Origin of the sequence: Cohnella sp. GCM10012308 (assembly GCF_042649185.1) — a bacterium.
Classification (GTDB): Bacteria; Bacillota; Bacilli; order Paenibacillales; family Paenibacillaceae; genus Cohnella.
Genome location: NZ_JBHRYU010000045.1, coordinates 20984 through 33457 on the forward strand (window position 1 = coordinate 20984; position 12474 = coordinate 33457).

General features: G+C 60.4%; 8 protein-coding genes. 1 reads left to right on the plus strand and 7 read right to left on the minus strand.

All coding sequences use genetic code 11. The annotated features are described in order from the left end of the window. Positions 1 to 77 precede the first annotated feature (77 nt). From ACFOTD_RS31280 to ACFOTD_RS31310, 7 genes are all read right to left on the minus strand, one after another. Positions 78 to 1721, minus strand: a complete 1644-nt coding sequence (locus ACFOTD_RS31280) for an ABC transporter substrate-binding protein (RefSeq protein ID WP_378123878.1) — start codon at positions 1719 to 1721, stop codon at positions 78 to 80. A 283-nt stretch (positions 1722 to 2004) separates the two neighbouring features. Then, on the minus strand, positions 2005 to 2685 hold the full coding sequence (locus ACFOTD_RS31285; protein ID WP_378123879.1) for a hypothetical protein: 681 nt from the start codon (positions 2683 to 2685) through the stop codon (positions 2005 to 2007). A gap of 70 nt (positions 2686 to 2755) precedes the next feature. Further along, entirely contained in the window at positions 2756 to 5899 is a 3144-nt protein-coding gene (locus ACFOTD_RS31290) for an alpha-mannosidase (protein WP_378123880.1), read from the minus strand. Between the two features lie 59 nt (positions 5900 to 5958). Then, entirely contained in the window at positions 5959 to 7014 is a 1056-nt protein-coding gene (locus ACFOTD_RS31295; protein WP_378123881.1) for a LacI family DNA-binding transcriptional regulator, read from the minus strand. 305 nt (positions 7015 to 7319) lie between these two features. Further along, positions 7320 to 7973 carry a helix-turn-helix transcriptional regulator gene (locus tag ACFOTD_RS31300; protein WP_378123882.1) on the minus strand — a complete coding sequence of 218 codons (654 nt, stop codon included), beginning with the start codon at positions 7971 to 7973 and terminating at the stop codon, positions 7320 to 7322. A 138-nt stretch (positions 7974 to 8111) separates the two neighbouring features. Then, positions 8112 to 10784 (minus strand): pyruvate, phosphate dikinase, encoded by a 2673-nt coding sequence (ppdK, locus tag ACFOTD_RS31305; protein WP_378123883.1) that lies wholly within the window; start codon positions 10782 to 10784, stop codon positions 8112 to 8114. Continuing rightward, complete coding sequence (locus ACFOTD_RS31310; RefSeq protein ID WP_378123884.1) at positions 10784 to 10966, minus strand: GapA-binding peptide SR1P; 183 nt, start codon at positions 10964 to 10966, stop codon at positions 10784 to 10786. Before ACFOTD_RS31310 ends, ppdK begins: the two co-directional genes overlap by 1 nt. A 994-nt stretch (positions 10967 to 11960) precedes the next feature. Between ACFOTD_RS31310 and ACFOTD_RS31315 the strand changes: the two genes are divergently transcribed. Continuing rightward, on the plus strand, positions 11961 to 12470 hold the full coding sequence (locus tag ACFOTD_RS31315; protein ID WP_378123885.1) for a hypothetical protein: 510 nt from the start codon (positions 11961 to 11963) through the stop codon (positions 12468 to 12470). Positions 12471 to 12474 lie beyond the last annotated feature (4 nt).

Consider the following 12474-nt stretch of genomic DNA (forward strand, 5'->3'; position numbering starts at 1 on the left):
GCTCCCCGGGATGGACGTACAAAAAAATAAGCTGGCGAACCAGCTTATTTTCTTGAACGCCCGGTATTCAACAGCGCTTATTTAAGGTAAAGCTTGGACGGGTCTTCAAAGATGACCACCGGCTTCAGCACGGCTTCGTCAAGACCGCCGTAACGCTTGTCGACGGCGACGATCGTCTTGGTATAAGCGATCGGATAGATGGCCGCGTCTTCCGCGACGATCTTCTGGGCGTTCTTGTAGATCTCCTCGCGCTTCGCTGCGTCGCCTTCGCCCGCGCCTTGCTTGAACAAAGCGTCGACCTCCGGATTGCTATAGTGCGAGTAGTTGGACGATCCGTCGGACGTGAACAGCATGCTGTACGCATCCGGGTCGAAGCCCATGATGTAGCCGGAGACCACGAGATCGAAGTCCGTAGCCTTCGGATCGGTGAACTTCGCGACGAATGCCGAGGCATCCATGCTGCTGAGCTCGACCGTGATGCCGACGTCCTTCAGCTTTTGCTGCACGTACAGAGAGACCGCTTCCTGCACCTTGTTACCGCTTTGCACGATGAAGCGCAGCTTCAGGTTGCTCACGCCGGCCGTCTGCAGCAGCTCCTTCGCTTTGGCGATGTCATTGTCGTAGGTCGGTACGTCGTTCGTCTGGTACAGCACGTCAGGCGTCAGGAACGAATGAGCCGGATCGGCGTAATCGGCGGAAGCGTACGCGACCTGGATCAGCTCTTCGCGGTTCAGCGCATAGCCGATCGCTTCGCGGACTTCCTTCTTCTTCAGGGCGCCCGTTGCGCTGTTGTGATTGAACATCATGTAAGCCAAACGGCCTTCGCTGTAAGGAAGAATGTCGAAGTTGCCCGTCGCTTCGATCGTGGACACGTCCTGCGGATCGAGGTATTTAACGTTGAGCTCGCCGTTTTGCAGCGCCAGGTTCGCAGCGTTCGTATCCTTCGCGATCCGGTACGTGATCGAATCGAGATGCGGCTTGCCGCCGAAATAGCCGTCGAAGCGCTCGAGCGTCAAGTATTCGCCGGTCTTGTATTCTTTGAACTTGAACGCGCCGGAACCGACGGGCGTTTTGTTCTTGTCGCTTTTCTCGATGTTCGCTTCGTTTTCGAAAATATGCTTCGGAATCGGGAATACCTGCACGAGCGTCGCTTCAAAGCCCGGCGCGACTTGCGGCAGCTTGAGCTGGACCGTCGTGTCGTCGACCTTCACCGCTTGGACCGGCTTGCCTCCGATGATGAAGTTGCCGCGCAAGAAGCTGTTCTGGGACTCGTCGAGGATCTTCTCGATCGTAAACACGACGTCGTCGGCGGTCAGCGGCTGACCGTCATGCCAGGTAAGCCCGCTCTTCAGCTTGAGCGTGTAGGTAAGCTTGTCCTCAGATAGGTCGAGGCTGTCGGCCAGGTAGAACGTCTTCTTACCGTTGTTCACCTGGAACAGCGGTGCGTAAAGCGCTTGGTCGATCGTCAGGCTGACGCGATCGCCCGCGTAGTTCGGGTTCAGCACGACCGGATCCGATGCGACCGCAACGATCAGATTGCCGCCGTCTTTGGCTTCGCCGCCGGCCGCCGGCTGCGAGCCGGATGCCGAAGCGGAGGCCGTCGCCGAAGCGCCGGGAGACGCGGTGTTCGCGTTGTTGTTGCCGGAGCACGCGCTTGCGAGCATGGTGAGCAGCGCAAGAACGATGACGCCTGTAAAGCGTTTTTTGTTGCGGTTAAGCATAGGTTCACCCTCCACGGTATCTCTGTATCTGTTTTTGTAACAGTTTTATCATAGTACATCGGTTTACTCGGATTAGCAAGGGGTTTTAAAATAAAAACTTTGTCGAATTTTAGCCTAATTCGTCAACATTCTTCATATTATATCCGTTAATCGACATACCGACAAATCAGGCTTGCGAAATATGGTATGCCACTACAGCCTTGGAATTATGTACAAGCTAGCGGTCGGATGCCAAAAAAAGCGCTTCGTAGGCACTATCGCCCCGAAGCGCTGTCTCTGCGGTCTATATCGTTGCTTCCGGCCCGCGCGACAAAAGGTTGCAGGCCTGGGTTCCCCGCGCCACAAAGCCCTTCGCCTCTCCTAGTGCAGGCGATGCGACCGAATCGAGCGCTCCCATGTACATCGCCTCTCCTACTGCAGGCGATGCGACCAACTCGAGCGCTCTCAAGTACATCGCCTCTCCTACTGCAGGCGATGCGACCAACTCTGGCGCTCCCAAGTACATCGCCTCTCCTACTGCAGGCGATGCGACCGAATCGAGTGCTCCCAAGCCCATCGCCTCTCCTAGTGCAGGCGATGCGACCGAATCGAGCGCTCCCAAATCCATCGCCTCTCCTAGTGCAGGCGATGCGACCAACTCTGGCGCTCCCAAGTACATCGCCTCTCCTAGTGCAGGCGATGCGACCAACTCTGGCGCTCTCAAGTACATCGCCTCTCCTACTGCAGGCGATGCGACCGAATCGAGCGCTCTCAAGTACATCGCCTCTCCTACTGCAGGCGATGCGACCAACTCGAGCGCTCCCAAGTCCATCGCCTCTCCTACTGCAGGCGATGCGACCGAATCGAGCGCTCCCAAGTCCATCGCCTCTCCTACTGCAGGCGATGCGACCAACTCGAGCGCTCCCAAGTCCATCGCCTCTCCTACTGCAGGCGATGCGACCAACTCGAGCGCTCCCAAGTCCATCGCCTCTCCTACTGCAGGCGATGGGTCTAGGAGCGAATCGATCGACAGATACTTTTGATCGCGAACTTCTTTACCGCAGCCGAATCAAAAACGTCTTGATCTCGTAAGGCGCCAGCGCAAACTGCAGCGGCTCTCCGCCGCTCCGGAGCTCGCCGATCGGGCGCTCCAGCAGATCGCATTCCTGCCACGAAGCGATCTCGCAGCCTAACGTTAGCGTCGTAACGGCGCGCCCGCCCGCATATTCGTGCAGCCTGACGACGAGCGCGTCCTCGTCCACCGCTCTTTTGATCGCGTCGAAGGCGATGTGCGCCCCGTCCGTTCGCAGCAGCGACTTGCCCGCGAACGCGCTCCCGCCCGGGACCGCCAGCAGCGGATTGTTGAGCGCCCATGCCGCTGTCGCCGTTCCGCCGGCCGTCCAGTCTCCCGCGTGCGGATACAGCGAATAAGTGAACAGATGCTCCCCCTGGTCGGCATTCGGATCGGGATCGATCGCGGATTTGATGAGCGACAGCCGGATGACGTTGTCTTTGATGTCATGGCCGTACTTGCAGTCGTTGAGCAAGCTCACGCCGTAACCGTGCTCGGACAGATCGACCCACTGATGACCGACGGTCTCGAACCGGGCGTGGTCCCAGCTCGTGTTCCAGTGCGTAGGACGCTTGACGTTGCCGAATTGGATGTCGTAGGTCGCCTCCGTCGCGCGAACCTCGACCGGGAACGCCACCTTCAGCAGCTGCTGGCGCTCACGCCAGTCCGCGCGCGTGACGAAGTCGATGCGCCGGTCCTCCGCATAAACGATCAGGCGCTGCTCGATAACGGACGCCCCGTACGCCCATTCGAATCTCAGAACCGCGCGCAGCGCGCCGCATTCGACGAGCTCGAGCTTGCGCAGATCGGTCACTTCGCGCTGCTTCTCCTGGTAGAACAAGTCGATGTCCCACGCTTCGAACATTTTCGGCTTATCCTCGAAAACTTGCAGCTCGTTGGCGCGAGCTCTCTCAGGCAGCACCTCGCGCGACAGCCCGCGGTCGTACAGACGGACCAGCCGGCCGGCCTCGTCGAACGCCAGCTCATAATGAGGCGTCCGGAGCACGCCGTCCGCCCACTCGAACGCCTTTGCCGCAGCAGGCTCCTCCGCGGACGGATCGTAGCGCAGCGTCGCCGCGCCCGTCGCCGGCACGTTCTCCGCCAGCACGAGCCATTCGCTGCCGGTGTATTCCGACCGTAGCGGCTGGCCGTCCTCGGTCAGCCACGCCCCCTTCGTTCCTGCACCCGCCGGCGTCGGGACCTCGATCAGCTCGGTCCGGTCGAACGCGGCGCCGTTGTATACGCTGACTACAGTGCCGTCCGACTGCCCGGCCAGCCGCTCGGTCGCAGCCTGAATCGCTTCCTTGCCTAAGCGTTCCGCTTCGGCATACTCGATCCTGGCATCCGCATAAACGGCGCCGATGGACGAACCGGGGATAATATCGTGAAACTGGTTGCGCAAGATTGTCGTCCAGCCCTCGTGCAGCCGCTCCGCAGGATACGCCGACCAATCGCCGCCGCCCGCAGCCGCGCTTAACGAATGCAGCCATTCCGCTTCGCGGTACATCATCTCGAGCTTGCGGTTCATTCTTTTATTGTAGGCTTGGCTCGTGTACGTCCCGCGGTGGTACTCCAGGTACAGCTCCCCGTCCCACGTATGGACGTACCGGTCCGTGCCGTCTACCGTTTCGTGCAGCTTGTGGAAAAAGTCCTCCGCCCGCCCCGGCACGATCTTGGGCAAGCCGGGCATCTCATCGAGCCGACGCCGCATCTCCAACATATGCCGGTTCACGCCGCCGCCTCCGTCCCCGTAGCCGTAAGACAACAGCAGCTCGCGATTGATATCCTTGTCGCGGTACGTGTCCCAGATTCCCTTGACGGAGAACGGTTCGATCAAGCCGTTGTAGGTGTACCACCAGACGTTCGCTTCCGCGACCTCGGGCGTCGTGATAAAGTGCGTCAGCACCTCCGAGCCGTCGATGCCCCGCCACTTGAACGTGTCGTGCGGCATCCGGTTGTACTGGCTCCAGCTGATCTTGGTCGTCATAAACGTCTTGATGCCGGACTTGCGCAAAATCTGCGGCAGCGCCCAGCTGTATCCGAACACGTCCGGCAGCCACAGATAGTCGCATTCGACGCCGAACTCGTCGCGGAAAAACCGCGTGCCGTGCAAAATCTGACGCACGAGCGACTCGCCGCTCGTCAGGTTGCAGTCCGCCTCGAGCCACATGGCGCCGCCGGCTTCCCAGCGTCCTTCCTTGATCCGCTCGCGAATTTGCTCGTAGATCTCCGGATAATCCTTTTTAAGGTAGGCATACAGCTGGGGCTGCGTCTGGAGGAAGACGTATTCCGGATATTTCTCCATCAGCCTCAGCACCGTGGAAAAGGAACGGGCCGACTTCTCCCGCGTATGCTTGAGCTGCCACAACCAGGCGACGTCGATATGGGTGTGTCCGATCGCGCGTATGGTTACAGGGTGGTTCTTGTCCAGCTCGGATACGGCCGTGCGAAGCGCGTTCGCCGCCAGCTCAACCGAGGCATAAAAGTCGTCCGAGCCCGGGCGCGACCAATCGACGAGCAGAAAAGCCCTGTCCGCAGCCGTCAACAGGTCGTGCTTGGACGGATTGGATTCCTCCAGAATCTTGGCCGTCTCCAGCGCCGCGCGCCCCGTGAAGTACAGATCGTCGGCCGCCGCGTCCAGCACGGCGAGCTCGGCGCGCTTGAACTGATGCTCCTGATCGCGCGGCCCCCCGCCGCCTTCGAGTCCCGACCACAGCCTGAAGACGAGCTCGATCTCGCTGCCGGCGAGCTCCGCCGGAAGGAAGACCTCCTGGTGGTTCGTATCGACGCCTTGAAAAGGACGGCCGTTCAAATAAAGCAGCGACTCGAAGGCCGAGTTGTTGCCCGGTCCGGTCAGGCCGAAGTCGAACAAACCGACGACCTCGTTGTCCTTCCATTCTCCGGGTATACGGACCGTACGTCGCAGCCATACATAGCGGTCGTATCCGACCCAACGGTCTCCCTTGCGCATCCGAAGCTCGCTCGTCGTCTCCGGCGGCCGGTGCACGCCGTTCGCGCCCGCCTCGTCCTCCTGCATCTCCCATTCGTCCAGCGCCAGCGCATGACGATAGCGGTAAGCGGCTAATTCCTCGATTCTTTTCTGAAGCTTCTCCACGATCCAAAACATAAATGCAGGCCTCCCTCAAAAGTTATGTCACGTGTTATAATCATTCAAAGAAAGCGGCGCTAACCGCCCGAGCCCCTTGGAGCACTGTCTCCGGGACGAATCGACGCCCGCAGCCAGCGCTTGGACGCGCGCTCGCCTTGCGAAGGCTCCAGCAGCAAGCGCACCGCCTCTTCCCCCATCGCGGCATAAGGAATCTCCACGGATGTTAGTGAAGGACTCATGTACGCGTTGCTCCTGCGGGTGTTGTCCCCGGCCATGAGGACAAGCTCGTCCCCGATCCGAATGCCGCGCTGCCACGCCGCTCTGTATAATGGCACGGCGCCCACCGACCAATTGATCAGCATCGGCGGCAGGCTTCCGCCGTCCGCAGTCATTTCGTCCAAATACTCGCCGAGCCACGCCTCATCATCCAGGAAAAATCGACGAACGACCGGCGTCCAGCCTCTAGCGCCGCACCAGGCTTCGTAAGCGGCCTTGCGGTCGCGTTCCGCCCAATTCCGTTCGGGCCGGTCTTCGTAGGCTTCGAGATATACGGGGTAACGGTCCGCCGTGCCGCCCATGTAATCCAGCGCCTCGCGAATGCTGTCGCGGTAGTCGGCGAGCACGGAAGCGACGCCCTCCATCCCGGCATAGCCTTCGACGGATACGTAAGGGACGCCCGACTCCCGGACGCGTTCGATCCACGCCGCGCTCTCGTAATCCGTATCGTCGAGCGTGACGATGCCGTCGATCCGGCGCTGGCGGTACAAATCGAGCATGTCGAGCCTGTCCTGGTCGTCCTCGCTCTGGCCGCTGATGAGCACGTGATAGCCGCGCTCCGCGCAAGCCTTCTGCATGCCCTCGAGCAGCTGCAGGAACAGCGGGTTTTTCATGTCTCCGAATGCGGCCACGCACCTGCTGAGCCCGGTTTTCATCGCCCGCGCCTGCGCGTCGACCTGGTAGTTCAGTTCCTTGATCGCCTTCAGTACCTTTGCTCTCGTCTCGGGACCGACGCCGATGCCCGGCGTACCGTTGATGACGGCGGACACGAGACTCCGGGACACGCCGGCGGCTCTCGCAACGTCAAAGCTCGTCGTTCGTTTGCCGGTATTCGGCGCCTTGCCTTTGCCTGTCATAGTCGCACCTCACCGAGAATATAACACGTATTATAACCATGCGCAATCGGCTTTTTCATCATAGCTTTCCTGCCTTGCCGCGCCGTTCCATTGCGGATGAAAATGGAACGTATTGGGGCGTTTGAACGATATCCCCTTCGGTCAGGACGCTGCCTTTCCGAGATTAAGTTCGTGTAGAATTTAAAATGCCCCGCCATGCCGAAAAAGAGAAAGAGGCCGTCCCGCGCCGCGCTCGCGACGTCAAGACTGCCTCTTGCACTTGCCGGTTTATAAATGTGATGCGCCGCCCTGCCGCAGCCGAAGCGTCAGGGTATATCCCTCGAGACCGCGGCCTCGTAGATCAGCTTAAGGATGGTCGTCTTGGTGATCCGGCCCACGACTTCCGCGGCCGGCCCTCCGCCGTGCGGATGCGCTTGAACGACGGGCAGGCCGTCCACCTCGTGCTGAATCATCTTGCGCATCGCGTCGAGGATCGTATCGTCCGGCGCGACGGTGACGATGTTGGGATACCGGGTCATCACCATGCCCAGGATGACGGCGTCTCCATGCGCGTTGCCGACGGCGACCTTCAGCAGGTCCTTGCGGGATACGATGCCGGTCAGCGAGCCCGCCGCATCGACGACGATCAGGCTGCCCACGTTTTCGAGGAAAAGCGAAACGACGGCATCGCCGACGGTCGCCGTCTCGCGGAGGACGACGGGCACGCCCATCACTTCCTTCACGCGCATCCGCAGGACGGCATCCTGCCCGGACGCTCCCGCATCGCTGGACGCCGTGGCCGGAAAGTAGCCGACCTTGGGCTTGGCGTCAATATAGCCCAGCATCGCCAGCAAGCCGAGATCCGACCGGATCGACGGGCGGGTGACGCCAAGCGCCTCCGCGATCTGCTCGCCGGTGATCGGCGCGCGCTTGCGGACCAGATCGACGATCTCGAGCTGGCGCGTTGATAGTTCGAGCATGGCAACCTCCAGGCTGGACGACTCTTTTCCCCCATTGTAACCGATCCGCGTCCCGATCACACCCCTGTCGCGCATCGGCGCCGGATCGCGATGGCTCTCTTTTTCAGCCCGGTTGCCTGCCCCTCTTCAATAATCTATTTAAATCGCCTGAACGGTTCCGCCCCTTGCGTCCTCGTCCGCGTTCTCGATCGCCGCCTGCGCGGCCGCGATCCGAGCCATCGGAATACGGTACGGCGAGCAGCTGACATAATCGAGCCCCGCGCGATGGCAGAACGCGATCGAGTCCTTGTCCCCGCCATGCTCGCCGCAAATGCCAGTCTTCAGGCCCGGCTTGCGCGAGCGTCCCTTGGTCGCAGCCAGTTCGATCAGCTGTCCGACGCCGTCCGGATCCAGCACCTGGAACGGGTTGTGCGGGAGCAGCTTCTGCTCCAGATAATGCGACATGAAGCCGCCCTCCGCGTCGTCCCTGCTGTAGCCGTAGGTCATCTGCGTCAGATCGTTCGTGCCAAAAGAGAAGAAATCCGCATGGGCCGCGATGCGATCGGCCGTCAGCGCGGCGCGCGGAACTTCGATCATCGTGCCGACTTTGTAGCCGCAAGCACCCTGGACCGCCTCGCCGAGCACGCGATCCGCGGCACGGTCGACCCGCTCGCGCAGCAGGCTCAGCTCGCTCGCGTCGCCGACCAGCGGGATCATGATCTCCGGATGCACGGAGATTCCCTTGCCAATGCAGACCGCGGCCGCCCGGAACACGGCTTCGGCTTGCATGTCATAGATCTCGGGGTACACGATGCCCAGCCTGCAGCCCCGCTGCCCGAGCATCGGATTGGCTTCGTGCAGCGCATGGACCTTGCGGATCATCCGCCGCAGCTGCTCTTGCTCCTCCTCCGTGCCGGCCGCCTGCAGCTTCTGCTGCAGCTCTCCCGCATGCGGGAGAAACTCGTGCAGCGGCGGGTCGAGCAGCCGGATCGTGACGGGCAAGCCGTCCATCTCGCGGAATAGCCCCTCGAAGTCGGCCTGCTGCATCGGCAGCAGCAGCTCAAGCGCAGCCAGCCGCTCCTCGCGCGACTCCGCCATGATCATCGCCTGCATGACGGTCAGCCGCTCCGGCGCAAAAAACATATGCTCGGTCCGGCACAGCCCGATGCCCTCTGCGCCGAAGCCGCGCGCGATTCCCGCGTCCGCCGGCGTATCCGCATTGGCATAGACGCGCAGCCTGCGGATATCGTCCGCCCAACGCAGCACCTGCTGCAGCTCGTCCGTAACCGCCGCCTCCTTGAGCGGAATCTGGCCGGCGTATACGCTGCCGCTGGTCCCGTCGAGCGTCAGCCAGTCGCCCTCGGCGATCGTCTGCTCGCCTGCCGCCGCCTGCCGCAGCGCAGGATCGATACGAATCTCCTCGCAGCCGCATACGCACGGCTTCCCCATGCCTCTCGCCACGACCGCCGCATGGCTGGTCATGCCGCCTCGGCTCGTGAGCACGCCCTCTGCGGCGAGCACGCCGTGGATATCCTCCGGCGTCGTCTCGGCCCGCACGAGAATGACGGGCTTGCCCGCCTGCGCCCACGCCGCCGCGGTGTCCGCGTCGAAGACGGCCATGCCGACGGCCGCGCCAGGAGACGCGGGCAGGCCGGACGCAATCGCATCTCCCGCCGCTTGCTCGTCGATGCCGCGGTGCAGCAGCTGCTCGAGATGCGATACCTCGATCCGCATCAGCGCTTCCTCGCGCGAGACGACGCCTTCGGCCGCGAGATCCACGGCGATCCGCAGCGCGGCCTGGGCGTTGCGCTTGCCGCCCCGCGTCTGCAGCACGTAGAGCTCGCCGCGCTCCACCGTGAACTCGATGTCCTGCATGTCCGCGTAGTGCAGCTCCAGGCGTCCGCACAGCTCGGACAGCTCCTCGTATACCCTAGGCATGACATCCTTTAAGGTCGCGATCGATTGCGGCGTGCGCACGCCCGCGACGACGTCCTCGCCCTGCGCGTTCGTCAGGTACTCGCCGAACAGCGCCCGTTCGCCGGTAGACGGATTGCGCGTGAACACGACGCCTGTGCCGCAGTCGTCTCCCTTATTGCCGAACACCATGCTCTGAACGTTGACCGCCGTGCCCTGTTCGTCTGGAATGCGGTTGATCTTGCGGTAGACCTGCGCCCGCTGATTATGCCAGGACTTGAATACGGCTTCGGTAGCGAGCGTCAGCTGTTCGTGCACGTCCTGGGGAAAGTCGATGCCCGAGAACGCCTTGACGCAGCCCTTGTACTCCCCGATCAGCTGCATCCAGCCCTCGGCCGATACCTCTTGATCCTGCTCGACGCCGAGCTCTCGCTTCACGCGGCGCAGCAGCCGTTCGAAGCGGATGGATTCGATGCCGAGCACCACCTGGCCGAACATCTGGATAAGCCGGCGATAGCAATCGTAGGCGAAACGGGCGTTGCCCGTGCCTGCGGCCAATCCCTTTACGGTCTCGTCATTTAATCCCAAGTTGAGGATTGTGTCCATCATCCCGGGCATCGAGTCGACCGATCCCGATCGGACGGAGACGAGCAGCGGATCGGCATGATCGCCGAGCCGCTGTCCCTTCTTTTCCTCCAGCCGTGTGACAGCCTCTCTCATCTGCAACTGCAGCTCGCCCGAGATCCGATTGCCCGCCCGGAAAAAAGCGCGGCACGCGTCGGTCGTTATCGTGAACCCCGGAGGCACCGGAAGTCCGACGCGCGTCATTTCCGCCAGATTGGCGCCTTTTCCGCCCAGCAGCGTCCGCATGCCGGCATTGCCTTCTTCAAAGGAATAAACCCAGGACTGCACGTTCATTAATCTTCGCCCTCGCTCGCCTCGACCGTCTCCAAGCAGCCTTCCTGCCCGCACACGCCGTATATTTTTTTCACACCGTTGGTCGGAATCGTATACATGAGCTGCTGACAATGCTTGCAGATAACCATACCGAGTTCGAGTCCTGGTGCGGATCCCTGTAAGGCGTTCGTCGCGTTCGACATGTTGCTTCTCCTCCCGGCGGTTCGGATTGATGCCGCCTGTAAATTTTATTGTGTGTCATAATTATATATATGCGTCATTAATATTGCAATAAGCAGCATTAAAATAAATATGAAATGATTAATACGACCTATAATTGAGATAAATGAATCAGATAAGGCGGATTAATAAGCAAAAAGCCCCCTATCTAACGGGAGTGCGCTGACGAGTTTACGATTCGGGGCTTTAACAGCAAAATAGGGGGTTGGAGCTGCGGAGGATCTCGGCCTGGTGAGCCTGGAGCTGAGTTGCACGGAAAAACCGTGTAACTCTCGCCCGAAACCGCAGCCTGGAGCTGAGTTGCACGGAAAAACCGTGTAACGCTCGCCGAAACCGCAGCCTGGAGCTGAGTTGCACGGAAAAACCGTGTAACTCTCGCCGAAACCGCAGACTGGAGCTGAGTTGCACGGAAAAACCGTGTAACTCTCGCTGAACCCGTAGACTGGAGCTGAGTTGCACGGAAAAACCGTGTAACTCTCGCCGAAACCGCAGCCTGGAGCTAAGTTGCACGGAAAAACCGTGTAACTCTCGCCGAAACCGCAGTCTGGAGCTGAGTTGCACGGAAAAACCGTGTAACTCTCGCTGAACCCGCAGACTGGAACTGCGTTGCGTGGAAATTCCATGTAACTATCGCTGAAATCGCAGTCAGGAGCGCCGTTGCACGGAAATACCGTGTATCTCTGTGCTAATAAAGTGCACCGGGGCATTAACGCTGCCTCTGAGCCGCTCAGGAAGATGCCGATAAGCGCATAAAGTCACTAACGCCAACCGTGAGGTCACTTTTTTTGCAAAATGATCGCAGCGTGGGGGCTGTAACAGCAATATTGGTGGTTAGAGCTGCGGATGTACCGGGCTTGGGGGCTGTAGCAGCAAAAATTTGTGGTTAGAGCTGCGGATGTACCGGGTCTGGGAGCTGTAACGGCAAAATTTGTGGTTAGAGCTGCGGATGTACCGGGCTTGGGGGCTGCAACAGCAAAATTTGTGGTTGGAGCTGCGGATGTACCGGGCTTGGGGGCTGTAACAGCAATATTGGCGGTTAGAGCTGCGGATGTAACGGGCTTGCGTGCTGTAACAGCAAAATTTGTGGTTAGAGCTGCGGATGTACCGGGCTTGCGTGCTGTAACGGCAAAATTTGTGGTTAGAGCTGCGGATGAACCGGGCTTGGGAGCTGTAACAGCAAAATTTGTGGTTAGAGCTGCGGATGTAACGGGCTTGCGTGCTGTAACAGCAAAATTTGTGGTTAGAGCTGCGGATGAACCGGGCTTGGGAGCTGTAGCAGCAATATTTGTGGTTAGAGCTGCGGATGAACCGGGCTTGGGAGCTGTAGCAGCAAAATTTGTGGTTGGAGCCGCGGATGAACCGGGCCTCGGAGCTGTAACAGCAAGAATAGAGTTACCGCATATAAAAAAGGTACAGCTCCCCGCGTTTCCGCGGGACTGTACCTTTTCGTTTCAGCAGCTCTTTTAATATG

Bases quoted from the DNA above. Each gene is read 5' to 3' on its own strand.
- ACFOTD_RS31285 (WP_378123879.1), bottom strand. From the start codon at position 2,685: ATGGACTTGGGAGCGCTCGAGTTGGTCGCATCGCCTGCAGTAGGAGAG.
- ACFOTD_RS31300 (WP_378123882.1), bottom strand. From the start codon at position 7,973: ATGCTCGAACTATCAACGCGCCAGCTCGAGATCGTCGATCTGGTCCGC.
- ACFOTD_RS31290 (WP_378123880.1), bottom strand. From the start codon at position 5,899: ATGTTTTGGATCGTGGAGAAGCTTCAGAAAAGAATCGAGGAATTAGCC.
- ACFOTD_RS31295 (WP_378123881.1), bottom strand. From the start codon at position 7,014: ATGACAGGCAAAGGCAAGGCGCCGAATACCGGCAAACGAACGACGAGC.
- ACFOTD_RS31310 (WP_378123884.1), bottom strand. From the start codon at position 10,966: ATGTCGAACGCGACGAACGCCTTACAGGGATCCGCACCAGGACTCGAA.
- ACFOTD_RS31280 (WP_378123878.1), bottom strand. From the start codon at position 1,721: ATGCTTAACCGCAACAAAAAACGCTTTACAGGCGTCATCGTTCTTGCG.
- ppdK (WP_378123883.1), bottom strand. From the start codon at position 10,784: ATGAACGTGCAGTCCTGGGTTTATTCCTTTGAAGAAGGCAATGCCGGC.